Annotated in this window: 25 protein-coding genes; 13 read left to right on the top strand and 12 right to left on the bottom strand. The window is 49.1% G+C overall.

Annotated elements, in window-relative coordinates; genetic code table 11:
• Positions 1 to 106: 106 nt before the first annotated feature.
• The 3 genes from HZU75_RS17235 to HZU75_RS17225 form a co-directional block, all read right to left on the bottom strand.
• The gene (locus HZU75_RS17235) at positions 107 to 952 is read right to left on the bottom strand and encodes an HDOD domain-containing protein (RefSeq protein WP_180307191.1); all 846 of its coding nucleotides are present in this window, start codon (positions 950 to 952) and stop codon (positions 107 to 109) included.
• Positions 953 to 1024: 72 nt separating this feature from the next.
• The gene (locus HZU75_RS17230; protein ID WP_180307190.1) at positions 1025 to 1486 is read right to left on the bottom strand and encodes a SufE family protein; all 462 of its coding nucleotides are present in this window, start codon (positions 1484 to 1486) and stop codon (positions 1025 to 1027) included.
• Positions 1483 to 2712: an aminotransferase class V-fold PLP-dependent enzyme gene (locus tag HZU75_RS17225; protein ID WP_180307189.1), complete on the bottom strand. Its 1230-nt coding sequence runs from the start codon at positions 2710 to 2712 to the stop codon at positions 1483 to 1485. The genes HZU75_RS17230 and HZU75_RS17225 overlap by 4 nt, the downstream gene beginning before the upstream one ends.
• Positions 2713 to 2783: 71 nt before the next feature.
• On the opposite strand from HZU75_RS17225, the gene nudB reads away from it, so the two are divergent.
• The 5 genes from nudB to HZU75_RS17200 all read left to right on the top strand — a co-directional run bounded on the left by nudB (position 2784) and on the right by HZU75_RS17200 (position 7873).
• Positions 2784 to 3227, top strand: a complete 444-nt coding sequence (gene nudB, locus HZU75_RS17220; RefSeq protein ID WP_180307188.1) for a dihydroneopterin triphosphate diphosphatase — start codon at positions 2784 to 2786, stop codon at positions 3225 to 3227.
• A 10-nt stretch (positions 3228 to 3237) separates the two neighbouring features.
• Positions 3238 to 3999, top strand: a complete 762-nt coding sequence (locus HZU75_RS17215) for an endonuclease/exonuclease/phosphatase family protein (RefSeq protein WP_180307187.1) — start codon at positions 3238 to 3240, stop codon at positions 3997 to 3999.
• Positions 4000 to 5172, top strand: coding sequence for a cardiolipin synthase ClsB (gene clsB / locus HZU75_RS17210; RefSeq protein WP_228028128.1), 1173 nt, complete (start codon positions 4000 to 4002; stop codon positions 5170 to 5172).
• Positions 5173 to 5280: 108 nt separating this feature from the next.
• Positions 5281 to 7284: an NADPH-dependent 2,4-dienoyl-CoA reductase gene (locus tag HZU75_RS17205; protein ID WP_180307186.1), complete on the top strand. Its 2004-nt coding sequence runs from the start codon at positions 5281 to 5283 to the stop codon at positions 7282 to 7284.
• A 313-nt stretch (positions 7285 to 7597) separates the two neighbouring features.
• Complete coding sequence (locus HZU75_RS17200) at positions 7598 to 7873, top strand: hypothetical protein (RefSeq protein WP_180307185.1); 276 nt, start codon at positions 7598 to 7600, stop codon at positions 7871 to 7873.
• Positions 7874 to 7925: 52 nt separating this feature from the next.
• Here the strand turns inward: HZU75_RS17200 and HZU75_RS17195 are convergent, their stop codons facing one another.
• On the bottom strand, positions 7926 to 8834 hold the full coding sequence (locus HZU75_RS17195; RefSeq protein WP_180307184.1) for a recombination-associated protein RdgC: 909 nt from the start codon (positions 8832 to 8834) through the stop codon (positions 7926 to 7928).
• 164 nt (positions 8835 to 8998) lie between these two features.
• Here HZU75_RS17195 and HZU75_RS17190 point away from each other — a divergent pair, with 164 nt between their 5' ends.
• From HZU75_RS17190 to HZU75_RS17180, 3 genes are all read left to right on the top strand, one after another.
• Positions 8999 to 10006, top strand: a complete 1008-nt coding sequence (locus tag HZU75_RS17190; protein ID WP_180307183.1) for an extracellular solute-binding protein — start codon at positions 8999 to 9001, stop codon at positions 10004 to 10006.
• A gap of 104 nt (positions 10007 to 10110) precedes the next feature.
• Positions 10111 to 11709 carry an ABC transporter permease gene (locus HZU75_RS17185; protein WP_180307182.1) on the top strand — a complete coding sequence of 533 codons (1599 nt, stop codon included), beginning with the start codon at positions 10111 to 10113 and terminating at the stop codon, positions 11707 to 11709.
• Between the two features lie 28 nt (positions 11710 to 11737).
• Positions 11738 to 12778 carry an ABC transporter ATP-binding protein gene (locus HZU75_RS17180; protein WP_180307181.1) on the top strand — a complete coding sequence of 347 codons (1041 nt, stop codon included), beginning with the start codon at positions 11738 to 11740 and terminating at the stop codon, positions 12776 to 12778.
• A gap of 46 nt (positions 12779 to 12824) precedes the next feature.
• On the opposite strand, the gene HZU75_RS17175 is transcribed toward HZU75_RS17180, so the two are convergent.
• The 4 genes from HZU75_RS17175 to HZU75_RS17160 are packed head-to-tail and all read right to left on the bottom strand — an operon-like array spanning position 12825 to position 15760.
• Positions 12825 to 14546, bottom strand: a complete 1722-nt coding sequence (locus HZU75_RS17175; protein WP_180307180.1) for a SulP family inorganic anion transporter — start codon at positions 14544 to 14546, stop codon at positions 12825 to 12827.
• A 5-nt stretch (positions 14547 to 14551) separates the two neighbouring features.
• Complete coding sequence (locus tag HZU75_RS17170; protein ID WP_180307179.1) at positions 14552 to 14968, bottom strand: DUF6691 family protein; 417 nt, start codon at positions 14966 to 14968, stop codon at positions 14552 to 14554.
• Positions 14969 to 14994: 26 nt separating this feature from the next.
• Complete coding sequence (locus HZU75_RS17165) at positions 14995 to 15420, bottom strand: YeeE/YedE family protein (RefSeq protein ID WP_180307178.1); 426 nt, start codon at positions 15418 to 15420, stop codon at positions 14995 to 14997.
• Positions 15410 to 15760, bottom strand: a complete 351-nt coding sequence (locus HZU75_RS17160; RefSeq protein WP_180307177.1) for an ArsR/SmtB family transcription factor — start codon at positions 15758 to 15760, stop codon at positions 15410 to 15412. The genes HZU75_RS17165 and HZU75_RS17160 overlap by 11 nt, the downstream gene beginning before the upstream one ends.
• 97 nt (positions 15761 to 15857) lie before the next feature.
• Here HZU75_RS17160 and HZU75_RS17155 point away from each other — a divergent pair, with 97 nt between their 5' ends.
• From HZU75_RS17155 to HZU75_RS17145, 3 genes are read left to right on the top strand one after another with little or no spacing between them, the layout of a single operon-like run.
• Positions 15858 to 16730: an MBL fold metallo-hydrolase gene (locus tag HZU75_RS17155; protein WP_228028127.1), complete on the top strand. Its 873-nt coding sequence runs from the start codon at positions 15858 to 15860 to the stop codon at positions 16728 to 16730.
• A gap of 8 nt (positions 16731 to 16738) precedes the next feature.
• On the top strand, positions 16739 to 17167 hold the full coding sequence (gene trxC, locus HZU75_RS17150) for a thioredoxin TrxC (protein WP_180307176.1): 429 nt from the start codon (positions 16739 to 16741) through the stop codon (positions 17165 to 17167).
• Between the two features lie 28 nt (positions 17168 to 17195).
• Entirely contained in the window at positions 17196 to 17387 is a 192-nt protein-coding gene (locus tag HZU75_RS17145) for a YgaP family membrane protein (protein ID WP_373279623.1), read from the top strand.
• A 63-nt stretch (positions 17388 to 17450) separates the two neighbouring features.
• Here the strand turns inward: HZU75_RS17145 and pbpG are convergent, their stop codons facing one another.
• Positions 17451 to 18524, bottom strand: a complete 1074-nt coding sequence (gene pbpG, locus HZU75_RS17140; RefSeq protein ID WP_180307174.1) for a D-alanyl-D-alanine endopeptidase — start codon at positions 18522 to 18524, stop codon at positions 17451 to 17453.
• Positions 18525 to 18749: 225 nt separating this feature from the next.
• Here pbpG and HZU75_RS17135 point away from each other — a divergent pair, with 225 nt between their 5' ends.
• Both HZU75_RS17135 and HZU75_RS17130 read left to right on the top strand, forming a co-directional pair.
• Entirely contained in the window at positions 18750 to 20468 is a 1719-nt protein-coding gene (locus HZU75_RS17135; protein WP_228028126.1) for a PHA/PHB synthase family protein, read from the top strand.
• A 98-nt stretch (positions 20469 to 20566) separates the two neighbouring features.
• Positions 20567 to 21745 carry an acetyl-CoA C-acetyltransferase gene (locus HZU75_RS17130; RefSeq protein WP_180307173.1) on the top strand — a complete coding sequence of 393 codons (1179 nt, stop codon included), beginning with the start codon at positions 20567 to 20569 and terminating at the stop codon, positions 21743 to 21745.
• A gap of 76 nt (positions 21746 to 21821) precedes the next feature.
• On the opposite strand, the gene mscL is transcribed toward HZU75_RS17130, so the two are convergent.
• From mscL to HZU75_RS17115, 3 genes are all read right to left on the bottom strand, one after another.
• Positions 21822 to 22256, bottom strand: a complete 435-nt coding sequence (gene mscL / locus HZU75_RS17125; RefSeq protein ID WP_308419435.1) for a large conductance mechanosensitive channel protein MscL — start codon at positions 22254 to 22256, stop codon at positions 21822 to 21824.
• A gap of 38 nt (positions 22257 to 22294) precedes the next feature.
• The gene (rlmM, locus tag HZU75_RS17120) at positions 22295 to 23350 is read right to left on the bottom strand and encodes a 23S rRNA (cytidine(2498)-2'-O)-methyltransferase RlmM (protein ID WP_180307171.1); all 1056 of its coding nucleotides are present in this window, start codon (positions 23348 to 23350) and stop codon (positions 22295 to 22297) included.
• Positions 23351 to 23449: 99 nt separating this feature from the next.
• Positions 23450 to 24991 carry a sensor histidine kinase gene (locus tag HZU75_RS17115; RefSeq protein WP_180307170.1) on the bottom strand — a complete coding sequence of 514 codons (1542 nt, stop codon included), beginning with the start codon at positions 24989 to 24991 and terminating at the stop codon, positions 23450 to 23452.
• Positions 24992 to 25004: the final 13 nt, after the last annotated feature.

Genomic DNA, 25004 nt, shown 5'->3' with positions numbered 1-25004 from the left:
GCCGACTATTTTAGCGAAAAAAACCACGCCTGAGTTCGAATTCTGGTCTGGTAGGTATCGAGCTGTAGGTATTGAGACTGCTGATTCTGCTGAATATACCCACTCACTATAGCTTGGTGGCTATTTCATCGATCATATCTTCGTATTCTTCGAGCTTAAGCGCGAGATGTTCCAGCAAGATGGGCTCAATGGCTCGCCATTCAATATGCTCAAATTGTTGCACGTGCATTTTTAGCATATGTTCGGCGAGCCCCGCGATGGCAATCAAGGTGCATACATGGTGCCATTCTGGCTCGTCACGATGATCAAATACGGTGAAATCGTGATGATTTAGAATTGCTAGTTGCATGTCTTCTGGCAGATACCAGGTGCGGCTAAGTAGGTAACCCACCACGTTGTGGTTGGTTTGATACCGACGGTCCTCAAGTGCAATGAATTCTTCTCGACTGTAGCGCTCGCCCTTTTCCAAGGTTTTAAGATACGAGTCAAAGCGGGCCGCCATCACTGCTTTGCCACTGCTGCGAAACAAGCCAAAAGTGTAGGCTTCTTCCGGCGTAATGCCATGGACATGTTGGGCAATATGGCTGGAAATCATGGCGATGCGTATGGCCGACTCCCAGAAAACTTCCATGCGCTGACTTTGATCCTGACATAAAGTCTGCCGCAGAATGATGCCTTCTACCATATTGCAGATATTTCGCAAACCCAGTAATTGCAGAGCTTGATCGACCGAATGAATTTTTTGCGTTAGTTGGTAAAATGGCGAATTTACCGCTTTGATCATTGCCAGCGAGAGGGTTAGGTCGCTATTGATCAGCTCGGCAATTTCATCAAAATCAGGCTCGCTGGCCGCTTGCGCGCGCTTAATGGCTTCCAGGATGAAAGGTCGTGGTGGAATGACCAAATTCTTGGTCAACTGCTCGGTTTCAGTGGCTGGAATTTGGCGCAGCATAATGGAATGGCCTGTAAGTATTAGTTCACTTTAGCAGCTGTGCAGTAATTTGCAGCCTTAGTCGGCCGAATTCTATCGGCTGACCTCTGATTTAATTTGCTCAGTAATGGCGCGTAGTCCGTTGCCGCGGCTGGCTGATAAAAAACGTTGCATGCCACGTTCATTGAGCCAGGCTTCGAAATCGAAAGCGATTATTTCTGTGCTGCTGCGTTGATTAAAAGCGGTCAGCACCAGCGCCAATAGCCCTTTAACAATCCTTGAGTCACTATCTGCTGCGATCTGCCATCCGGCGGGGCTTGGGTTGCAGCGTAGCCAGACCTGACTTTCGCAGCCACTCACTTTGGCGTCGGCGGTTTTTTGTGCAACAGGCCAATCGGGTAACTGCTTTGATAATTGCACCAGAAGGCGGTTTTTGGCTTCCCAGCTGGCTGCGGCATCTAGGGATTGTGCCAGTTGCAGCAGGCTGATCTCGCTGCCAAAGGGATGATGAAAGCGCGGATCATCTGTGCTGCTTGATAAATTGTTCACGGTCATCGTAATAGCTCCAGTGTTTCTTGTAGTGCATTCAAGAATGCCTCGACATCGCTGTGGCTGTTATAAATTGCTAAAGATGCGCGCAGGCTGCCAGTAATACCCAGGCTATGTATCAATGGCTGTGCGCAGTGATGTCCAACCCGCACCGCTATACCCTTCGTATCTAAGAATTGCGCAACATCGTAGGGGTGTGCATGCGCGAAGGTCATGGCGGTTAGGCTTACTTTGTGTGCTGCCCGGCCATGAATGATGACGCCATCGATGTTGCTTAAACCAGTTTCCAATTGTGTATGTAATGCTTTTTCGTGGGCGATTAAGCTGGCGCGATCAATTTGTTGTAGCCAGCTCAAGGCTGCAGCAAGGCCGACTGCTTGTGCGATGGCGGGTGTGCCTGCTTCCAAGCGTTGCGGTGCAGGAGCATAGCTGGTACCGCTGAATGACACCACGTCGATCATTTCACCGCCACCTTGCCATGGTGGCAGTCGATGCATGATTTCTGTCTTGATATAGGCAACCCCGATGCCTGTCGGGCCATAAACCTTATGGCCAGAAAATACATAAAAATCACAATCTAAAGCTTGTACGTCAATGGCAAGATGGGCCACGGCCTGTGCGCCATCGACAAGTACTTTGCAGCCTTTTTTGTGTGACAAGTCACATATTTTTTGGATGTCTTGAATGCTGCCAATCGCATTTGACGCATGGCTGATGCCGACTAGTTTGGCGCGTGGGGAGCTGAGCAAACTTTCCAGATGATTTAAGTCTATTTCGCCTGCTGCGTTGAGACTCAATTGCTGAATAACAACACCTTTACGCTGCGCCAGCATTTGCCAAGGCACGATATTGGCATGGTGTTCCAAGGTGGAAATAATGATTTCATCGCCGTGCTCTAGCAATTGGCCATAGGTGTTAGCGATTAAATTAATCGCCTCAGTCGTGCCACGGGTAAAGATGATTTCATCGCTGCTGCTGGCATGGATAAATTGAGCTACGGTTGCGCGAGCACCTTCGAAGGCATCTGTAGCCGCAACAGCCAAACGATGCGCTCCCCGATGAACATTGGCGTTGCAATGCTCGTAATAATGTCGTTCAGCATCAAGGACCGCGCTGGGTTTTTGGGTGGTGGCGGCATTATCCAAGTACACCAAATCAGGGTGGTGCTCAAAAATAGGAAATTGCGCTCGATAAGGGCTGCAATCAGGTTTGTGCGGCGCGGTGGTCAACATATGCAAGCAAAGCTAGAGGGATTGGTCAGCAATTGTATAATGGCTGCTCCTGAATCGTAGAAAAAATCCAAATGCCCCATAAACAGCCCGTTTCAATCCTGCTGATTATTCATACGCCGGAGCTAGATGTACTACTGCTAGAGCGCAATGATTTCACGGATGCATGGCAATCAGTCACTGGAAGTCGTGAAGGGGAGGAGCCATTGATCGAAACTGCGCAACGCGAATTGGCCGAAGAAACCGGCTTGCGTGTCGAGTTGGCCCAAATCAAGGACTGGCATGAATGCCACGATTTTGAAATCTTTGAAATTTGGCGGCATCGCTATGCGCCTGGGGTAACGACCAATACCGAGCATGTTTTTAGTGTTTGCCTGCCATTGGCCTGCGAGGTTGAATTGGCGGCCAAAGAACATCGGCGTTTTAAGTGGGTGAATTGGCAGCAGGCCGCTGAAATGGTGTTTTCGCCGTCAAATGCTGAAGCGCTGCGCCAGTTGCCCGAACGTGTCGCTCACTGAGTCTCCAAAAATGAGCGGACAGGATATTGCAGAACGTCGGTTGGTGGTGGCCTCCTACAATATCCATAAGGGGCTTTCGCCACTGAATCGCCATCTGGTGTTACATGATGTGCGCCAAGCGCTCAACCAGCTGGCACCAGATCTGGTTTTCTTGCAGGAAGTGCAGGGAGCTCATCTGCAACATGCACGGCGTTTTGCAACCTGGCAGGATGCGCAGCATGAATATTTAGCGGGTGATTTGCTGCATTGTGCTTATGGTAAAAATGCCCATTACCATCTGGGGCATCATGGCAATGCCTTACTGTCGCGGTTTCCGATTAGCAACTGGCATAATTTTGATTTAACACTGCATCGCCTTGAGCAACGTGGCGTGCTGCATTGCCAGCTGCAAATGCCGCATTGCGAGCAGCCCTTGCACGCCCTGTGTGTGCATCTGAATCTAAGGGCTGGTGATCGCCGCAAACAGGTGCAATTACTCATCCACTACATCCAGCAGCACATTGATGCACAAGCGCCACTCATTTTGGCCGGTGATTTTAATGACTGGCGTGGCGAGCTCAGTGCCATTTTGCAGCAACAACTTGGTATGCATGAAGTATTTGAAAACTTATACGGCGCCCCAGCGCGTAGTTTTCCTGTGCGGTTTCCTTTGCTAACTTTGGATCGCATCTATGTGCGCGGGTTGGCCATTCGCAGCGCACAAGTGCTATCCGGTAGCCCGTGGCGGAATTTATCCGATCACGCCCCATTACATGCGGTGTTGCAAGGTTAAATGATGATCAAGCTACAGCCCAAACCCCATCATCAGGTTACTTTGCTGCGTAATGGCGCTGAGTTTTTTCCCGCGTTGTTAGCGCAAATTGCGCTGGCGAAGGTTGAGATTCAGCTGGAAACTTATCTGTTTGAACCTGATGAAATTGGGTTGGTCGTTGCTGAGGCCTTGATGGCCGCCGCTCGGCGTGGTGTGCGAGTATCGGTGCTAGTTGATGGATTTGGTGCGCGAGATTTTCCCCGCTTACTACGCTACCAAATGCGTCAGACCGGGGTGAGACTGCTGTTTTTTAGGCCTGAAATTCAGCGGTTTTCGCTCAATCGTTCGCGCCTGCGGCGCATGCATCGCAAACTATCTTGCTTTGATGGCGAGGTGGCTTTTGTTGGTGGCATTAATATTTTGAGTGATTTTGACGGGCCTGAGCTCGCCCCACGCTACGATTATGCCGTGCAGGTGCAGGGCCCCATTGTGGCTGATATTCGGGAGGTGTTGTCACACGAATGGCGGCATAGCGCATGGGCGCAATTGAAAAAGGCCTGGGCGCGACGTTATGTACTCAATACATCTACGCAGTATATCGATGGAGCTGAGGCACAGCTTATTATTCGAGATAATACCCGTAATAGGGGTGCGATTGAGCAGGCGTATCTACAATTGATAGAGCAGGCCAAATCTGAAATCGTGATCGCAAATGCCTATTTTTTACCAGGCTACCAATTGCGCAACGCATTGCTAAAGGCCGCGCGACGTGGCGTTGCGGTCGTGTTGTTGTTACAGGACGAACGTGATCACGCCTTGCTGCAGTATGCGAGCTGGGCGTTTTATCGTCCGCTGTTAAAGGCTGGGGTGGAAATTTATCAATATCGTGCAGGGTTCATGCATGCCAAAGTGGCGGTGTTCGATGGCCAATGGGCGACCGTGGGTTCGAGCAATATTGATCCATTCAGCTTGTTGCTGGCCCGTGAAGCGAATGTGTTTATCCGCGATGAACGGTTTGCCACACAATTGCGCGCCGATTTGCACCATCATTTGCGCGCCGATGCGCGCGCTGTGCTGCCTGAACATGTCCAGCAAGCCAACTGGGGCTTGCGGGCGCTGGTGTGGTCGTGTTTTGCACTGGTGCGTCTGCTGATGGGCCTATCGGGGTATGGCGGCAAGAAGTATCTCGAGTAATTGTCCGCGATTAATTTGGCAACACAATTGAGCTAATGCATAACCCTAGCTAGTAGGCGCTGCATTTTTTGGCTATCGTAATTCAAACGATCGTTTGGAGTGGCCAGCATGCAGTATCCGCACTTGTTTTCCCCGCTAGATTTGGGTTTTACCACGTTGAAAAATCGCAGCATCATGGGGTCGATGCATACTGGGCTGGAAGAGTTGCCCAATGGCATGGCACGATTGGCGCAATTTTATGCTGAGCGTGCCGCTGGCGGCGTTGGCTTGATTATCACCGGTGGGGTGGCACCGAATCGTGCGGGTTGCGGCTTCGAAGGCTCTGCCTTACTTGAATCCGAAGCACAAATCGCGGGGCATCAGTTGGTAACCTCCGCTGTGCATAAGCATGGTGGCAAAATCGCTATGCAAATTTTGCATACCGGGCGCTACGCTTATCACGCAGAATCAGTCGCTCCATCCGCGATTGCCGCCCCCATTTCACCCTTCACGCCGCATGCCCTTACTGAGTCGGAGATCGAGCAGACCATTGCTGATTTTGCCCGTGCAGCCTCTTTGGCCAAAGCGGCTGGCTATGATGGCGTCGAGATCATGGGCAGTGAAGGGTATTTAATCAACCAATTTCTAGTTAAACGCACCAATCAGCGCGAGGATGGCTGGGGTGGCAGTGTTGAGAATCGCCAGCGCTTGGCGATTGAAATTGCGCGCGCAGTACGTGCCGCCGTTGGTAATGATTTTATTATTATTTTCCGTGTTTCTTTGCTGGATCTTGTGGCGGATGGTGGGGTGTTGGCAGAAGCAATTATGCTGGCACAGGCCCTAGAAAAGGCAGGGGTTACCATGCTGAACACGGGGATTGGTTGGCATGAAGCGCGGGTGCCAACGATTGCCACCATGGTGCCGCGTGGCGCCTTTAGTTGGGTCACACGTGCATTACGGCCACATGTACGAATTCCGTTAATTGCCGTGAACCGGATCAATACGCCTGAAGTTGCAGAACGAATTTTAGCCGACGGCGATGCAGATCTAGTTTCGATGGCTCGCCCGCTATTGGCTGATCCAGAATTCATGCGTAAAGCGCAAGCTGGGCTATCCGCGCAAATCAACACCTGCATTGCCTGTAATCAGGCCTGCTTAGATCACGTATTTGAAGGCAAAACAGCTTCTTGTTTGGTAAATCCACGAGCTTGCAAAGAGACTGAGCTTGAAATCAAGCCAGCGAGCTTGCGCAAGAAAATCGCAGTAATTGGTGCCGGGCCAGCTGGGCTGTCCTGTGCGCTAACTGCAGCACAAGCGGGGCATGATGTGACCTTGTTTGAAGCTGGCCCACAGTTGGGCGGGCAGTTTGCGCTGGCGCAGCAGATTCCGGCTAAGGCCGAGTTTCGTGAAACCTTGCGCTATTTTTCGGTAATGCTGGCGACTACTGGGGTCGATGTTCGTCTTAATACCCGTGTGATGCCGGCTGATTTGGCTGGGCAATTCGATGAATGTGTCGTGGCGACTGGCGTACGCCCACGCCCTTTAAAGCTGGAAGGCGCTGATCACCCTAAAGTTGTGAGTTATGCCGCATTAATTGCAGGTCAAGTGCCGGCAGGACATAAGGTGGCAATTATAGGTGCAGGGGGTATTGGAGTGGATGTCGCTGATTTATTGCTTAATCAGCATGATACATTGGGTGAGTATTTGGCTAATTGGTCAATCGATCCTGAGTTAACTCATCCTGGTGGCTTGTTGCCGCCGCGAGCGATCACTCCGCAGCGTGAAATATGGCTGCTGCAGCGCAAGAAAGGCAAGCCCGGCGCGGGGCCTGGGAAAACCACAGGATGGATTCATCGGCTTAATTTGCAGCGACATCAGGTGCATTTATGGGGTGGGGTTGAATATCTGCGTATAGACGATGCAGGCCTGCATGTAATGCATGAAGGCGTCGCGAAATGCGTTGCGTGTGATCAGGTTGTGGTGTGCGCAGGGCAAGAGTCAGTCAATGAACTGCATGAGCAATTGCTGCAAATGCAACAACGCTCGCATTTAATTGGTGGCGCTCAGTTAGCCGCTGAGCTGGATGCCAAGCGCGCCATCGAGCAAGGAATGCGTCTAGCTCTGCAGTTTTGAAGGGGTGAATGTGCAAAGTTGCCGTTTAAAACAGTAAGCCGACTAACGGAAAAACTGCAAAAGCCGTCGATTCTGACGGCTTTTTGATTGATTGGTCTGCTGTGTATTGCCTGAAGTAAAACTTGAGCTTTTGCCACGTAGGTCTTGGTAGCATTTATATCTGCTGAAGTGGGTGGCCATTTCGATGGCATAAATTGGTTTTATGTTTGCTTACGTAAGTTAATTGATTTATTTCATTTAATGAAATTTATTGCTGGATAAACAGGTCATTTATCCTAGCTTGACATGGTTATAGCTGAGTAGGAAATTAGCCATGAAATCAAGTCTTGTAGTCATGCTGGGAAGCATTCTGCTGGTCTGGCAGCAGCCAGCTAATGCCATGTGCGATAGCCAAGTTAAAACCTTGCAGGCGGAGATGAATGCACAACAGGTTTCGCTGGATGTGCGCCGCAGGGTGAATACCGCATTGCAGCCCTTACTGATCCCACGTACGGACTTAAACCCCTTAAGTAATGCCGAGTGCCAGAAGCGGGTGCAGGCTGCGCGGGATTTAATGTTGCATCCCACCGTGCAGATGGCTGCTAAGTGAGGGTATATGGCTACAGAGCAATATCATATTGATTTGTAGCCATATACAGTTCTTAACGCTGGATCTCGCCGCCGAGTGCATTCAGTAGTGCCGGAATAAACCCGCGTAGTTCGCCAACTAGCAGGGCAAACTGGGATTCAAATAAGGCATCCTGAGTTTCCGCATCCATATCCTTGAGCTCGTCTTTTAGGACATCAAGCATCGCAAGCGACTTGATTTCAAGCGCTTCCGTGAGGGTGAATGTCAGACGTTCGCCATAGGCTAGGCTCAGGCGGGTGGCCACTTTGCCGGCTCCTAGATGTTGGCGTACTTCGTCGCAATCCATGACTTGCCGTTTAAATCGTGCAATTGAGCCTTCATCACCGGGGGTTTTCAATTCAGCATCCTGCCCGATTGAAAATGCATCCGGAGTTTCGCTGTTGAGCCACTCTGTCATGGCTGCGCATGGGCTAATTTCGGTGTCAATCAGGCGGGTTGGCAGGCTGCCGAGTGTTTCGCGTAAAGTAGATAATAAATACTCTGCTTTAGCCGCACTGGCCGCGTCAACGATCACCAGTTGCAGGTCTAGGTCGATCAGCGCGCGCTGTACGCGTGAGCGAGTAAAGGCCCGTGGGGTCAATTCTTCCACGATGCGATCTTTTAATTCGCGTTGTTCCTTGCGGCCAACCTTACGGTGTTCGGTGGCTTCGATTTGTTGTACGCGATAATCAAGCTCATCTTTGATGACCGCGGCTGGCAGTACTTTCTCTTCACTTTTTAGGGCGACTAAGACAACATTTTGTCGTTCTAGTGCCATTAGCTCTGGCTCATGGCGGGCGGGTGCGACCCAGCCGCTCGATTCCATGTCCATGCTGCCGCAGGGTACAAATGGACGTTTGGCCAATTCGCTTTGAATGCTTGGTGCGCTCAAGGCATGGTCGGCCGCTAAGCGATAGATTTGCAAATTACGAAACCACAACATGTCATCAACCTTTGAGAATGGTCGCTGATTGTAGCGCTGTCTGCTGGCGGGCAAAACCCATTTCGTCGCTTCGGGGCTCGTGAGGTATTAATGCCGTCATTGTAGTTGAGAATGATTCTAGATTATCTGTATAATGCGAATAATTACTGTTTAAGGTGCAAGTGATGAATAAGATTGTCCTATCTGCTGTGGGTTTGTCTCTGCTGTCTGCGCTGGCGAGTGCCGAGACGGTGACGGTGTACTCTTCGCGCAATGATCAATTGATCAAGCCCTTGTTTGATGCCTACACCAAAGAAACCGGCGTTGAAGTGAAAGTGTTAACCGATAAAGAAGGCCCATTGATGGCGCGGTTACAGGCAGAGGGCAGTAATACTCCCGCCGATATGCTGATCACGGTTGATGCGGGCAATTTGTGGCAGGCCGCCAATATGGGTTTGCTTAAAACGGTAAACTCAAAAACCTTAACAGAAAATATCCCACCTCACTTGCGTGATGCACGCAATCAATGGTTTGGCTTGTCTGTGCGTGCGCGTACGATGGTTTACAACCCGAGTCTGATCAAGGCAGATCAGCTATCAAGCTACGAAGACCTTGCTGACCCAAAATTTAAAGGCAAATTGTGTCTGCGCACCAGCAAAAAAGTTTACAACCAATCATTGGTCGGCATGATGATTGCGCAGCAGGGTGAAGCAAAAACCGAGCAAATCGTTCGTGGCTGGGTGGCAAACTTGGCAACGGATGTTTTTGCCGATGATACCAAGCTGATTGAGTCGGTTGCCGCAGGTCAATGTGCAGTTGGTATTGTGAATACCTATTACTTTGGCCGTATTCTGGACAAATTGCCTGCAGATAAGCGCGATGCATATCCAGTAAAACTATTCTGGGCTAATCAGAAAACCAATGGTACTCATGTCAATATTTCGGGTGCTGGTGTAACGCGCTATGCCAAAAATGAAGCTGGCGCTATTAAATTGATGGAATGGCTCTCTTCGGAAAAAGCCCAAAATCTGTATGCTGATAAAGATATGGAGTTTCCAGCCAACCCTAAAGTAAAGGCGGATGTGTTGGTGAGTAGCTGGGGCCCGTTCAAGCAAAATCTGATCAATATGAGCAAAGCCGGCGAATTGCAAGGCGCAGCTGTTAAACTGATGGATCGTGCAGGTTACAAGTAATGGGCTAACAGTGGTTTAGCATTGTTGCTAAACTGGCAATTAATTATCTGGGGCAGACCGGTTTTAGCCGGTGCTGCCCTTTGTCTTTGACGAGATTTCACTTTATGCGCTTATCATCGCTGCGTGGTGTATTGCTAGCCATGCCGATTGCACTGCTGACCTTGGTGCCACTTTTAGTGGTTCTGGGGGCGTTTCTGGATCCGCAGCCAGAAATTTGGACGCATCTGATCGATTATGTGCTGCCTGATGTACTTAAAAATACCTTGATTTTATTACTGGGCGTCGGCTGCGGAGTGCTATTGCTGGGCGTTCCACTCGCATGGTTTACCGCCGTATGCGAGTTTCCCGGGCGGCGCTTTTTTAGCTGGGCGCTGATGCTACCTCTAGCGATGCCGGCCTATGTGCTGGCTTTTGTTCAGGTTGGCTTATTCGATTTTACTGGCCCAGTGCAAACGACATTGCGCGAATTAACTGGTGATTCAAGCTGGTTTCCGCGGGTGCGATCAACTGGCGGTGTAGTTTTGGTGTTGTCGCTAGCATTTTATCCCTATGTCTATTTGCTGGCGCGGAATGCATTTTTGACGCAGGGAAAGCGTGCGCTGGAAGCTGCGCAAATGCTGGGCATGTCACGCCAGCAGGGTTTCTGGCAAGTGGCGCTGCCCATGGCGCGGCCTTGGTTGATTGGTGGTTTAACCTTAGCGCTCATGGAAACCTTGGCCGATTTTGGTGCCGTTTCGATATTCAATTTTGATACCTTTACGACCGCAATCTACAAATCTTGGTTTGCCTTGTTCAATTTGCCCGCTGCCTCACAGCTTGCATCCTTGTTGGTGTTGTTTGTGCTGGTCTTGGTTGGATTGGAGCATTGGGCGCGCGGCTCACGCCAATATCATGGCCGAATTGTCGCTGCTGAACGGATTCAGTTGCATGGCTGGCACCGTGCTATGGCAGTCGTGGTGTGTACGCTGGTGCTGTGTATGGCTTTTGTCGTGCCATTGCTACAGCTCTTATTTTGGGTAAGTAGCATTTGGCGCGAAGATCTCGATGCGCGTTATTTCGGCTTTACTCTGCGCTCAATGGCAATTTCGCTGTTGGCTGCGCTTATCGTTGCCGTCTTGTCACTGTGCTTGGTGTTTATTCAGCGCCGTTTTGCAGGGCGCATGACGCGTTGGACAGTGCGGTTGGCGACCTTGGGGTATGCGGTGCCGGGTTCTGTGTTGGCTGTTGGCGTGTTTTTGCCAATTGCGTGGCTAGATAATCTGCTGATTCCACTGGCACAAAGCCTCGGTTTTGCTGGCTATCAAATCCTTAAAGGATCCGTAGCTGTGATGTTATTGGCCCTTGCTGCACGGTTTATGGCGGTCGCTTTTCAGCCGATGGATAGTGCCATGCAGCGTATCAGTCGCAATCAGGAAGACGCGGCACGCTCATTGGGTTTGAGTCAGCGCCAGCTGCTGTGGCGCTTACATCTGCCTATGTTGCGGGGCGGGGTGCTCACCGCAGTATTAATGTGTTTTGTCGATGTGATGAAAGAGATGCCGATTACCTTGATGACTCGCCCCTTTGGCTGGGACACCTTGGCCGTGCGGGTCTTTGAGATGACCTCGGAAGGGATGTGGGCCAATGCCGCATTGCCGAGTTTGATGATTGTGTTGACTGGTTTAATTCCGGTTGTGCTCTTGGTGCTCAAGTCGGAAGACTAAGAGCACGGAATGAATTTGTGGAAAAACAATGTCACTGTTAACGGTTGAGAATATCAGTATTGGTTTTGAAGCTCGCAATGTGGTTGCAGGCCTTTCATTTCAGTTGCAGCCCGGTGAGATTGCCTGTCTGCTGGGTGCTTCTGGTTGCGGTAAAACCACGGTACTGCGGGCTATTGCTGGGTTCGAAAGTCTACGCTCGGGCAGTATTGCGCTCAATGGGGAGCAAGTTTCTGCGCCTGACAAACAGATTCCTGCGCAATTGCGTGGTGTTGGGATGGTGTTTCAGGATTACGCGCTTTTTCCACATCTGACCGTGGCTGGCAATGTCGCATTTGGTTTACGGCATTTAGCGAAGTCTGAGCGCCAGATCCGAGTGCAGCAAATGCTCGACATGGTAGGCTTGGGCGAATTGGGTCAACGCTATGTGCATGAGTTATCGGGCGGCCAGCAGCAGAGGGTAGCATTGGCGCGTGCTTTGGCGCCGCAGCCGCGGTTGCTGCTACTCGATGAGCCGTTTTCAAATTTGGATGTCGAGTTGCGTGAGCGGCTTGGGCAAGAAGTCCGCGCCATTTTAAAACAAACCGGCACGACGGCTATTTTGGTAACGCATGATCAGCGGGAAGCTTTTGCGGTGGCTGATCAAATTGGCGTGATGAGTGAGGGCCGTATCTGTCAGTGGGGAACACCCTATGATTTGTATCATGAGCCTGCCGATCGCTTTGTCGCCAATTTTATTGGTGAGGGCGTGTTGCTGCCTGCACGCTTGACTGCGCCACAATGCATTGAATTTGAATTGGGGCAAATTTGCCGCACCGCTCCGGTTGAGTGTTGTGTTGGGTGTGAGATGGAAGTGCTGATTCGCCCTGATGATATTCAGCATAATGATGCTAGCTCATTGAAGGCACGCGTGTTGGCGAAAGCATTTCGGGGGGCTCAGTTCCTGTACACCTTGGGCTTGCCATCAGGGCAGACGCTATTGTCTTTAGTGCCAAGTCACCATAATCATGCCATTGGTGAAGACATCGGGATTGAGCTGGAGATGGATCACCTGATCGTATTCAAAAAATGATGTATATGCTTCTAGGGCGTGTACTGTCTTTTTTGTAGGCATATACCTAGATGGTGTAATCGCTATCGCAACTTAGAGCAAGTGTTTGCATCGCGGCATGGGTCGAGATAAATGGTGGGTGACTTAACTCGCTAAGTAGGTCACCGTGCAGCAGCGTATCTAATACTGGCCCTTTTACTTCGGCCAGATGCAATTCGATGTGCATCGTTTTGAGTGTGTTATGCCAACTTTGTAAGGCATTGAGCGCACTGTAATCAATGCTATTGACTGCGGATAAAATCAACACCAAATGCTTCGTCTCAGGATGATTGGCTAATTGCTGATTTATTTTTTCTAGAATCTGGTTGATGTTAGCAAAATAAAGATTCTCATCGATTCGAATTGCCAAAATGTCGGGCTGCGTTTCAACTTGAAAGCGCAATACATTGCGATAGTGTTCGCTGTTCGGTACGCGGCCCACGACCGCAATATGGGGTTGCTGACTGCGCAATAAGTACATTAGCAAAGCAATACCAATACCGATTGCAATGCCTAACATTGGGCCTGTGAGTAGAACTCCAGCAAATGTCATGATCCAGGCTGTGCCATCGCGCCGATCGAAGTGCCATGCTTTGCGAAATTGCTGCCATGAAATCATTTTGGTCGTGGCCAAAATAATTGTGGCGGCCAGTAGCGGTTGCGGTAAATAGGCAAGGTAAGGCAGTAGCATCCAGAGTGCCAGCACAAGCCAGAGCGCAGAAAGAATACCGGCAAGCGGTGTGTGGGCCCCGGCATTACTATTTACTACGGTGCGGGAAAACCCGCCGCTGACGGGCATGCCGCCAAATAATGCCGCAGCTAGATTGCAGTGACCCAATGCAAGCAATTCCCGATTTGGATCGATATATTGCTGCTTGTGACTGGCAATTTGCTGAGCCACGGTGATGCTCTGCAAAAAACCCGCAAGTCCAATGAGTAGGGCGGGTGCCAATAAATTACTTAAAGCTTCACTATTTAGGTTGATCGATTGCAGATCGAATGCTGCCGAGGGTAATGGCCCTAACGTTTTGCTGTATTGAGTGAGGTTGAGCCAGTTAATCATTGACGCCAGCAGGCAGAGCATGATTAGTGGCAAAATTTTACTAAACAATTCTGGCTTGATTGGTAGTCGCAAGCGCGCAAAATGCTGACTAAGCCGCTCAGAGCCTGCTAGCCAGAGCAGTAGTAATCCGATCACCCCTAAGATCATCGTGCCTGGCTTAAGTTGAGCTAATGCGCTTGGTAAATGCTGGAGTAACTTGGGTAGAGTGTCACCCTGCCACTTTGTCCCAAGCAAGCTGCCAGTTTGCCCCAGTGCAATTAACAGCGCGGTGCCAGCGCTAAAGCCTTGAACGACCGGTAATGACAGTATGCGAGTAATTTGGCCCAGCTTGAGTAAGCCTAGTCCCGTGAGAATCAGCCCGGAGAGCAGTGTTAGGGTGGCCGCTAGTATTAAATAGTGTGGGCTGCCGGCTGTCGCAAGAGGTGTCAGTGCTGCAGCAGTCATGGCCGAAGTAATAGCCATTGGGCCAACCGACTGGGGCATGCTGGTGCCAACAAATCCATAGACCAATAGTGGTCCGATGCTGGCATATAAACCTGCCATAGGGGGCAGTCCCGCTAATTGCGCGTAGGCCAGCCCTTGCGGAATGAGGAGTAGCGCCACAATAATGCTGGCTATGACATCACCAGCGAGATTGTTGCGCTGATAATCCTGTACCCAGCGTGGCAGTTTATGGATTAAAGGCATTAGGCTTACTTGTTCTCCAGCTTTTCAAACAAAAACATTCCTGCCAGCATTGCTGCGGTGAACAATACCCCGCCTAGTGAGCCGCTACCAACTGCTACCAGAGCGGGCCCTGGGCATATACCCCCAATACCCCAGCCGATGCCAAACGCGATGCTACCCAGAATTAGTCGTTTATCAATTACCGTGCTAGTCGGGAGTTTCATTACTTCATGCGTGAGCAAGGTAGTGGACGTTTTTTTAGCTTTTGCAAAAAATACGAGCGCAACACCAATGCCACCACCCATCACAAAAGCTAGGCTCGGATCCCATAGCCCGGCAATATCTAAGAAGCCCTGAACTTTTGCCGGGTTTGCCATGCCCGCAAGCAAGAGGCCAAAACCAAATAACAAGCCAATGAATAGGCCAAATAGATTCATCTTCATGATTATTGTTCCTTGTTGTGAGGGGCCTAGATGAGGTGCTTGATTACAAATACGGTTACAAAACCTGCACTCATAAATGAAACTACCGCAACTAGGGAGCGCAAGGAAAAGCGGGATAAGCCACAAATGCCATGCCCACTGGTGCAGCCATTGGCATAGCGCGTGCCCATACCCACCAATAAGCCTGCCACGATTAATCCTACTGGCGAGGTCACCATATTGAGCTCGGGTAGAGGCGCAAACCAACGCCAAATGACGGGTGACAGCACTAGGCCAGCCATAAATAAAATCCGCCAATTTTTATCGGAAGCACCCGTCAGTAGCCCGCCAATAATGCCGGCAATGCCTGCAATTCGCCCTGCTAGCAAGATAAGCAGGCCGGCGGCCAGACCAATCATGGCGCCACCAATAAGTGATGCGATTGGGGTAAAGTGAGCAAGGTCAATTTGCATATTCGGTTTCCTTTGGCGGGTTTGCTTTGCTCAAATCTACTGGGCAATACAACATATACAGCAGTGAAAGTACTTGCTTCACTTCGTCGCTTGCTAACGAGTAATAAATTCGTTTTCCGTCGCGGCGAGTGTTGACCAGCCCAGCATTACGTAAGACACCCAGTTGTTGCGAAAGCGTTGGTTGGCGAATATCGAGCAGCGCTTCAAAATCTGACACACATTTCTCGCCATCTACCATTTGGCAAAGTAATAACAAGCGGTCTTCATTGGCGAGGTTTTTTAGTAGCTGGGTTGCTTCCCCAGCCGATGTTCGCATCGCCTGCATTTCTAGGTCAGTCATGGTGATTAATCCTTAATCAACTAATCTTGACATATTATATAAATAAATATATCGTAATGTAAAGTGAATTGATTGCATGTAAATTGGGGTGACTGCCATGAGTGATATCAAGCCGATAGTTGAGAGCTTTTATGATCCAGCTACATTTACGGTGAGCCATCTGGTGTACGACCAGAGTGGTGGTGATGCAGTGATCATCGATCCCGTGCTGGATTACGACCCTAAGGCGGCGCGGACTAGCACGGTAAATGTAGATCGTATGATTGCCCGTGTTCGGGAGCTGAATTTAAGTTTGGCGTGGATTTTGGAAACCCATGCACATGCAGATCATCTTTCGGCAGCGGTTTGGTTACGTGATCAGCTGGGCGGGAAAATAGCCATTGGCCGGGGTATCGAGCGCGTACAAAAAATCTTTAAGCCCATATTTGGTATGGAGCCTGAATTTGCTACTGATGGAAGCCAATTTGATGCCTTACTTGCAGATGGCCAAAGCTTGGTGGTAGGGCGCCTTATTGTGCAAATTATTGCCGTGCCGGGGCATACACCTGCTGATGTTGCGTACCTTATTGGTGATGCGCTATTTTTGGGTGATACATTGTTTATGCCCGATGTAGGGTCGGCGCGCTGTGATTTTCCGGGCGGTAGTGCGGCGGCTTTGTATGATTCAGTGCAGAAAATTTACACTTTACCGGAAACAACACGCACCTTCGCTTGCCATGATTATCAGCCGCCAACGCGCTCCGAGCCTGCTTGGGAGTCGACGTTGGCCGAGCAGAAAAAAAACAATATCCATTTAAACGAAATGGTAAGTAGGGCGGATTTTATTGCGTTGCGTGAGGCGCGTGATGCCACCCTAGCTATGCCCGTACTAATTATGCCTGCCATTCAAATTAACGTTCGCGCCGGGCATCTGCCGCCAGCCGAGGCCGATGGCCGACAATATTTGAAGTTACCGCTCAATACTTTGTGAGAAACAAAATGACAATACAAATCGAGTGCCCACATTGCCATGCGCAAAACCGTTTAGACCCTGCGCGTATCAATGATGCGCCTAATTGCGGGGCTTGCCATGCTCCTTTGCTTACAGGTGCGCCGCTTGCGGCAACTAAAGATAGTTTGCCGCAACTTCTCAAGCATTCAAAATTGCCCGTCGTTATTGATTTTTGGGCTCCGTGGTGTGGCCCTTGCCAGCAGTTTGGGCCGACTTTTGCTGCCGCTGCCAAAGATATGGCTGGCAAGATGTTGTTTGTGAAGGTTGATACCGAGGCCGAGCCTGAGATGGGACAACAGTTTCGAGTGCGAAGTATTCCAACGCTACTCGTTATTGAGGGTAACGCGGAGCTGGAGCGAGTCTCCGGTGCGATGTCCGCTGGGCAATTCAAAGCGTGGTTAATGCAATTCATTTGAGCGGTTTGCTGCCGCTAGGAGGTGTGTGATGAATAACGTTGGGGGTGTAGATCGTGTGGCGCGAATTGCAGTGGGTCTGCTGTTATTGGTGCTGACTGCGTTGGGGGCAATTGGCTGGTGGGGTTTGTTTGGTATTGTCCCCTTGCTGACTGGCTTAATTCGCTTTTGTCCCTTGTATAAAATAGTTGGTCTTAATACCTGTCCGCTGAATAAGGATTAAGTAGAAAACAAAAAAGCCCGAATTTAATTCGGGCATTTTTAATTGGCTGGCTATAAACGCTGCTTAGCCTGCGCGATAGGTGTTGCTGCGCGTTTCCTCGATCCAGCGACGAACGCGTTGTGCATCACCAATGCGTGTTTGTTTGCCATTTGAGTCCATTAGCACCATGACTACAGGCATATTATTGATGGTTGCTTGCATCACAATACAACGCCCCGCCTCGTTAATAAACCCCGTTTTGGACACGCCAATGTTCCAATCTGGGTCTTTCACTAGTGGGTTAGTGTTGCGATAGGCCATTACATTGCCGGTTAAGTTGGATACAAAGCTGTATTCACTTGAGGTGGTGAATTGGTGAATTTCAGGGTAGCGCTGCGCGGCCTTAACCATCAGTGACAGGTCACGTGGAGTTGCCACATTTTGTGGGGTTAGGCCAGTTGAGTCGAAAAAGTGACTATTGACCATGCCTAATTGCAGCGCTTTTTCATTCATCTTGCGAATAAATGCAGAGCGCCCACCTGGGTAGTAATGGCTGAGTGCTGAAGCCGCACGATTTTCAGAAGACATGAGTGCCAATAACAACATCTCACCACGTGTTAGCGTGGTGCCAACAGCTAGCCGTGAGCTGGTATTTTTTAGATTGTCGACATCTTCATGGGTAATGGTGATGAGTTCATTGAGTGGCAGCTTGGCATCTAGCACCACCATAGCGGTCATCAGCTTTGTGATTGAGGCAATGGGTACTACATTATCCGCATTACGCTCGTACATTACTTCGCCCGTTTGCTGATTCAAAATCATTACTGCCGCAGATTGAACGCCGGGGCTGGCTAAATTGATGGGGCTTGCATTGACGCGAGAGACCTGAACATCGCGCCGCGCACTAGCAATTGCTTGTTGTTTGATGTCGGTGCTTTTTTTGCTTTTGCTCGCAACTTTCGTATTGTTTTTGTTGCTGCGGGTCTTGTTTGCTTGCTTCGATGTATTTTTTTTGGTGTTGCGAACTGTGATGGTTGTTGCTGGTTTTTTGGTAACGGCCTTTGATTTTTCTGAGTTATTTTTTTCGGCAAAGGCTGGGGCTGCCGCGAGTGCTACGCATGTAAACAATGCGCACAATGGGCTTAAAAACTTGGTCATAGGAAACCCCTTCAAATAAAACGGCATGTTGCTATGTTAGTTATTGCTGATTTTACGCAAAGAGCAACAAAAAGTCATTGTTAATCAATAACTAGTATTTTTTTGCTAATAAATGACATTAAACTAGCTTTTGCTTGCATCAATCGTTGGGATTATTTACATTGCACTGCAGCAATTGTATTGTGGTGATTATTCGGGAAAACCCTAGTCTAACGGAGCAAAATTGTGCTGAATCAACCAGCTATGCAAGCTTTTTTCGAGCAGTTAACTCAGGCCAACCGTCAGTGGACCGAACAATGGGCAAAAATACTGCCTACGACTGAGCCGAGCCAACCTTTGTCGGTGATGCACGAAATGTTGCATAAAATACAACAGTCTCAACCTGAAGTGTTCAGTGCTCATGCTGCGTTCTATCAGCAGCAAATGGATTTGTGGTTAGGTTTGATTGGTGCAAAGCCAGGAGTGAAGGTCGCCGAGCCTGAAAAAGGCGACCGGCGCTTTAATGCGCCAGAATGGGATGCGCCGATTTTTGACTATATCCGGCAAAATTATTTGCTTACATCTAAATGGTTACTCGATCAAATTAACTCCCCCAATTATGACGAGGCAACCCGTGAAAAAATGTCATTTTTTACTCGGCAATACATTGATGCAATGAGCCCGAGTAATTTTGCCTTTACTAACCCTGAGGTAATGAAACTCGCTCTAGAAACCAAAGGGGAAAGTTTGCAAGAAGGCATGAAGCAATTACTGGCCGACATGCAAAAAGGTTCGATCACGATGACTGATGAAAGTCAGTTTGAAGTGGGTAAAAATCTTGCAATTACCCCAGGTGAGGTTATTTTCGAAAATGACCTATTCCAGCTTATTCAGTACACGCCAACTACCCCCCAGGTGTATAGCCGTCCATTGCTTGTAGTACCACCATGTGTAAACAAATACTACATTATGGATTTACAGCCTGCGAACTCAATGATGGGCTATATCGTCAGCCAAGGCTTTACTACTTTCTTGGTGTCGTGGAAATCAATTGAGCCGCATCAGGCCGATTTGCGTTGGGATGATTACATTGAATCCGGAGTAATCAAAGCGGCTGAAGTGGTACGTGAAATTGCAAAAGCGGAAAAAATTAATGTTCTGTCGTTTTGCATCGGTGGGGAGTTAGTTTCTACCGCGATGCCAGTGATGAAAGCCAGAGGTTTGGATTGGTTTGAATCAGTAACATTAATGACGGTAATGCTCGACCATACTGATCCGGGTGAAATTAAGCATTTCATCGATTGGAATTTGGTACGTCAACGTGAAGCGCAGGCCCAAGGTGTGATTGGTGGCAAAGAATTGGCACGCACTTTTTCTGCTTTACGCGCCAATGATTTAATTTGGAATTATGTGGTTAATAACTACCTCAAAGGTAAAAACCCAGCGCCATTTGATTTGCTTTACTGGAACAATGATTCTGCAAATCTTGCCTTGCCAATGCATACCTTCTTCTTGCGCAATATGTATTTGGAAAATAACTTAGTTAAACCCAATTCATTCAGTCTTTGTGGCGTACCCATTGACTTAACTACGATTAATGTACCGACATATATTTTTGCCGCCCGTGAAGATCATATTGTGCCGTGGCAATCAGCGTATGCCACCACAAAAATTTTCAAAGGGCCACTGCGTTTTGTATTAGGTGCATCTGGGCATATTGCTGGGGCGATCAATCCTGTATCAACCAATAAACGTAACTATTGGGTAAATGACAACGTGGCGTTGGGGGCTGAAGATTGGTTTAACTCAGCAGAGTCTCGCCCAGGAAGCTGGTGGCAAGATTGGTCGATTTGGCTGGTACCTCATTCAGGCGCGCAAGTGGCAGCTCCGAAAAAGGCTGGCAATACCAAGTTCAAGCCAATTGAAGCTGCTCCAGGGCGGTATGTGAAGGCCAAAGTGGTTTGAAGTTGATGTATCACAAATGAGCAAGGTCTCGCCTTGCTTTTTTTAGCACTAATTACTTACAAATAATATTTGTTTGCTTTTTCTACGTGGGGATATTTATGACTGAAGTGGTTATTGTTGCCGCAGGACGCACAGCTTTAGGTAATTTTTCAGGTGCACTGGCCAAGGTGGCCGCTCCGGAATTGGGGGCGACCGTGATTCGCGCTCTGTTGGAAAAGACGGGGGTAAAACCAGAGCAAGTTTCCGAAGTAATCCTTGGCAATGTACTCACTGCGGGCTTGGGTCAGAATCCTGCTCGCCAAGCAGTGCGTCGCGCTGGGTTGCCTGATGCAGTGCCTGGGCTGACCATCAATCAGGTGTGTGGTTCAGGGCTTAAAGCAGTTGCACTTGGGGTGCAGGCAATTCAGGCAGGCGATGCCGAGATTGTAATTGCAGGTGGCCAAGAAAATATGTCAGCCAGCCCTCATTTGCTCAATGGCAGCCGTGATGGGTTCCGGATGGGCAATGCTAGTCTGATCGATAGTATGGTTTACGACGGCCTGACCGACGTATACAACAATTACCACATGGGTGTCACTGCTGAAAATATTGCTAAAAAATACAGCATTAGCCGCGAAGAGCAAGATGCGCTAGCTCTGGCATCGCAGCAAAAAGCGGCCGCGGCTCAAGCTGCTGGGCGCTTTGCGGATGAAATAATTCCAGTCGTGATCCCACAGAAAAAGGGTGATCCGGTAGTCTTTGCGCAAGATGAATTTATCAAGCCGAGCACTACAGCGGATTCATTGGCTAAACTGCGCCCTGCATTCGACAAAGAAGGCACGGTAACCGCAGGTAATGCGTCGGGCATTAATGATGGTGCGGCAGCAGTGCTGTTAATGAGTCGTGAAAAAGCTAAAGAGTTAGGTTTGACCGTATTGGCGTCCGTGAAGTCTGCTGCAAGCACGGGTGTTGACCCAACCATCATGGGGATGGGCCCTGTGGCGGCAACCCAAAAGGCCTTGGCTCGCGCAGGTTGGACCATTGATCAGCTAGATCTCATTGAGGCAAATGAAGCTTTTGCCGCACAAGCTTTGGGTGTTGCACGCGAATTGAAATGGGATCTGAATAAAGTGAATGTCAATGGTGGTGCGATCGCACTAGGCCATCCTATTGGTGCCTCAGGCTGCCGTGTCTTGGTAACTTTGTTGCACGAAATGGTGCGCCGTGATGCGAAGAAAGGCTTAGCTACCCTGTGCATTGGTGGGGGTATGGGTGTAGCACTCTGTTTAGAGCGTTGATCTAGCGATATACCCTTGTCTAATAAAAAACCGCAGCGATCATGCTGCGGTTTTTTGTGGCGTAAATTTTCGCGAATTATTTTTTCAAGGCGTCACGGATTTCACGTAGCAACACAATATCTTCGGGTGTGACAGCTTCCGCCGCTGGGGCCGGTGCTTCCTCACGTTTGAGTTTATTCATTACTTTTACAACCATGAAAATTGCAAAGGCTACGATCACGAAGCTAATCATGCTATTGATGAATAAGCCAATATTCATAGTAACTGCGCCAGCATCTTGCGCGGCTTTTAATGTCTCGTATGGACCTGCTACCTTGCTGCCGTCAGCTAGAGTGATAAACATATTGGCAAAATCAACCTTACCAATCAAAAAGCCTAGTGGTGGCATGATGACGTCTTTAACCAAAGAATCGACAATTTTGCCAAATGCCGCGCCAATCACTACACCTACCGCTAAATCAATTACATTGCCACGCATGGCAAATTCGCGAAACTCTTTAAACATACTCACTCCGATAGTCTAATTGAATAATTTGCAGCGATTGTTAATTAGTCTTTCGCAACGGTCAAGTACACCGTAATCTCTTCACGATCATGATAAAGATGTTTGGCGGTGATTTTACACGGGATACCGGCTTTTTCTAATTTGGCCTCAATTAAGGCAAAGCATTTGTTCACTTCGAGATAGCGCTTTTTCATTGGCAATTTCAAGTTAAAAATCGAGCGGCGAGCATTGCCGGCAGAAAACCATTTGGCAATTAATTCGGCTACCCGAATCGGCTGCTCGACCATATCGCAGACCAGCCACTCAACCGGATTTTTCGGTTTGAACTTAAAGCCATCATCACGAATATGTTTAACTTGGTGGTGCCCATCCATACTGCCTTTCATGGGGCCATTATCAATGGCAAACACTTTGAGACCTCGGCTGACCAATTGATAAGTCCAGCCGCCTGGCGCTGCGCCCAAATCAACTGCACTCATGCCTTCGCGTAGCTTGCTTTCTGGCTTGTCCACCAGCACCAAGATGGCCTCTAGTAGTTTTAGCGTCGAGCGGCTAGGCGCATCGACTGGCATGCGTAAGCGCGGAATGCCATTGACCCAATCGGTATCGCGGGCTGGGCGTGAGGCAATAAAGACTTCATTTTGTTGCGGAAAAAACAAATGCAGACGATTGCGCACTCGTTGTGGTTGCAGCCACTCATTTTCTGCTGCCGCTTTAGCAACGTAATCACCAAATTTGCGGCAAAAACTAGATAAAGATTTGCCTTCGTTGGTGTCTGGATATTCGAGCCATACATCGCTAAACGCCGTGTTGATGACTTTGAGTGAGGTAACGATGGGTGTGAGGCGATCTTTGCCAACCAAGGTCAAACGATCATGCACCAGTAGAGTTTGGCGGGGGAAAATTAATTGCTTATTGACCAAACTATTGAGTGCGGAAACATTTTTCTCGTGTGGTGTGAAGAGTATCCAGCCATCGCCACGCTCAAACTCGCCATCGCACATTGCATGGTCCGCAATTTCTTCAGCGCAGTCTGGTTCAAAACCGGGGCGGCAATAAGCCAGTAACGCTTTGGGGGTGGCGGCGACGATGTCAGACATGATGGTGCTCGGTATAAAAGTCGCAAGGATACCCAAGAACAAGCATCCGTGCTACGTCACACTAGGGTTGAATTGATGCAAGGCTCACCGGCGAGTGGATTAATGTTGAATGTGGCTGGGGATTTTCATCTCAAATCGCGTGCCTTTGCCTTCCTCCGAAAACACTTTTATAGAGCCGCCCAAGGTTTGCGTCACTAGGTTAAATACAATGTTTAAGCCAAGCCCGCTGCCACCATTGGCTCGTTTAGTAGTGAAAAATGGGTCGAAAATTTTATCGACGATGGCCGCTGGAATGCCAACGCCATTATCCGCAAAATTCAGCATTACCCATTCTTGATCGCTGTAAGCCGAGATGGTGATTAGATTATGTTCTTCTGCCAGTTGGTCTTCCTGGCGATGAAACGCGTGAAGCAGGGCATTGTTGAGCAAATTAGTCAAAATTTGTGAGAATGCACCGGGAAAGCTATCCATTTTGATGTGTTCGGTACATTCGATTTGAATACTCACTGGCATGTGTTTAATCAGCGGGCGCAAGCTAGTCATAATTTCATTAAGATAGGCGTGCAGTTCAAAATCGCGACGCACTTCGGATGTTTGATCGACCGCAACTCGTTTAAAGCTCTGAATCAGGTCTGCCGCGCGTGCAGCATTGCTCAGTATCAAGGCTGAAGATTGTTCGGCAGTATCGCTATAGCTGATGACCTCTGATTTTTTAATCTGGCCACCTTCAACCATTTGATGGAATTTAATCGATTCATCATGCAAGACTGAGGCGCTGGTGAGGATAACCCCGACAGGCGTATTGATTTCATGTGCAATCCCAGCTACGAGGCTACCTAAAGAGGCCATTTTCTCTGATTGCACCAAGTTTTTTTGCGCTTCTTTTAATTGTAGTAATGCGCTTTCAGCATCTTCTTTGGCTTGCCGCATAGCCGCTTCGGTGCGAGATAGGTTGGTCACGTCATCTTGCAAGCGATGCGCAATTCGATTGTAGCCAACTGACACCTCATCGATTTCCTGATAGGGATTGCGTGGCAGGTCAATATCCTTATAGCTGCCATCACGTTCTGCAATTTGATTTAGTCGGTCTCTGAGTAGAGCGAGGGGTCGGATCACAATTTGCTGCAGTGAGCGCGAAAGCGCAAACACGACCAGCAAATCGAGAATGAGGATCTCGATGATTTTTTCTATGACTTGTTCGCGTAGCTGCTGCAAAATTAAGCTGCGATTGGTGACAAAATGCACCTGACCAAGGGTTTTAGGATTTTCTGCGCCTGAATAGTTGAGCGGGAACTTGCTGGCGCTGTTACCTAGCTCGGCTTTATTTAGTTTGACGATTTCACCATCATCGGTGCGTTTTCTGCCATCTAGGAATGCATCACCGTTGTAAATCTCAATGCCCGTTATGCCGGGATAGCTCATTTCGGAGTCTAGAATCCGTGCTAGCTGTATATCGTCAAAATTCCACAACACGCCGGGTACTACGGTTTCCATCCGCAGTTTCATGCGGTTTTGGTAGTCGAGTAGTTCACTTTCGAGCCGTTGTTGGGTGTGAAAATAGGAAATAGCCCCTGAGATCGTCAAAGCGGCAGTCAGGATCAGAACAGAGATCAGATTCAGGTGGTTACGAATTCGGCGCATGGCTAAATTGATT

It is taken from the genome of Chitinibacter fontanus, from assembly GCF_013423785.1.
Classification (GTDB): Bacteria; Pseudomonadota; Gammaproteobacteria; order Burkholderiales; family Chitinibacteraceae; genus Chitinibacter; species Chitinibacter fontanus.
The sequence above is the reverse complement of the archived record's forward strand: the minus strand, read 5'-3'. Positions and strand labels throughout refer to the sequence as shown.

Coding starts and splice junctions, on each gene's coding strand:
- HZU75_RS17235 (WP_180307191.1), bottom strand. CDS start 952: ATGCTGCGCCAAATTCCAGCCACTGAAACCGAGCAGTTGACCAAGAAT.
- HZU75_RS17230 (WP_180307190.1), bottom strand. CDS start 1,486: ATGACCGTGAACAATTTATCAAGCAGCACAGATGATCCGCGCTTTCAT.
- HZU75_RS17225 (WP_180307189.1), bottom strand. CDS start 2,712: ATGTTGACCACCGCGCCGCACAAACCTGATTGCAGCCCTTATCGAGCG.
- nudB (WP_180307188.1), top strand. CDS start 2,784: ATGCCCCATAAACAGCCCGTTTCAATCCTGCTGATTATTCATACGCCG.
- HZU75_RS17215 (WP_180307187.1), top strand. CDS start 3,238: ATGAGCGGACAGGATATTGCAGAACGTCGGTTGGTGGTGGCCTCCTAC.
- clsB (WP_228028128.1), top strand. CDS start 4,000: ATGATGATCAAGCTACAGCCCAAACCCCATCATCAGGTTACTTTGCTG.
- HZU75_RS17205 (WP_180307186.1), top strand. CDS start 5,281: ATGCAGTATCCGCACTTGTTTTCCCCGCTAGATTTGGGTTTTACCACG.
- HZU75_RS17200 (WP_180307185.1), top strand. CDS start 7,598: ATGAAATCAAGTCTTGTAGTCATGCTGGGAAGCATTCTGCTGGTCTGG.
- HZU75_RS17195 (WP_180307184.1), bottom strand. CDS start 8,834: ATGTTGTGGTTTCGTAATTTGCAAATCTATCGCTTAGCGGCCGACCAT.
- HZU75_RS17190 (WP_180307183.1), top strand. CDS start 8,999: ATGAATAAGATTGTCCTATCTGCTGTGGGTTTGTCTCTGCTGTCTGCG.
- HZU75_RS17185 (WP_180307182.1), top strand. CDS start 10,111: ATGCGCTTATCATCGCTGCGTGGTGTATTGCTAGCCATGCCGATTGCA.
- HZU75_RS17180 (WP_180307181.1), top strand. CDS start 11,738: ATGTCACTGTTAACGGTTGAGAATATCAGTATTGGTTTTGAAGCTCGC.
- HZU75_RS17175 (WP_180307180.1), bottom strand. CDS start 14,546: ATGCCTTTAATCCATAAACTGCCACGCTGGGTACAGGATTATCAGCGC.
- HZU75_RS17170 (WP_180307179.1), bottom strand. CDS start 14,968: ATGAAGATGAATCTATTTGGCCTATTCATTGGCTTGTTATTTGGTTTT.
- HZU75_RS17165 (WP_180307178.1), bottom strand. CDS start 15,420: ATGCAAATTGACCTTGCTCACTTTACCCCAATCGCATCACTTATTGGT.
- HZU75_RS17160 (WP_180307177.1), bottom strand. CDS start 15,760: ATGACTGACCTAGAAATGCAGGCGATGCGAACATCGGCTGGGGAAGCA.
- HZU75_RS17155 (WP_228028127.1), top strand. CDS start 15,858: ATGAGTGATATCAAGCCGATAGTTGAGAGCTTTTATGATCCAGCTACA.
- trxC (WP_180307176.1), top strand. CDS start 16,739: ATGACAATACAAATCGAGTGCCCACATTGCCATGCGCAAAACCGTTTA.
- HZU75_RS17145 (WP_373279623.1), top strand. CDS start 17,196: ATGAATAACGTTGGGGGTGTAGATCGTGTGGCGCGAATTGCAGTGGGT.
- pbpG (WP_180307174.1), bottom strand. CDS start 18,524: ATGACCAAGTTTTTAAGCCCATTGTGCGCATTGTTTACATGCGTAGCA.
- HZU75_RS17130 (WP_180307173.1), top strand. CDS start 20,567: ATGACTGAAGTGGTTATTGTTGCCGCAGGACGCACAGCTTTAGGTAAT.
- rlmM (WP_180307171.1), bottom strand. CDS start 23,350: ATGTCTGACATCGTCGCCGCCACCCCCAAAGCGTTACTGGCTTATTGC.
- HZU75_RS17115 (WP_180307170.1), bottom strand. CDS start 24,991: ATGCGCCGAATTCGTAACCACCTGAATCTGATCTCTGTTCTGATCCTG.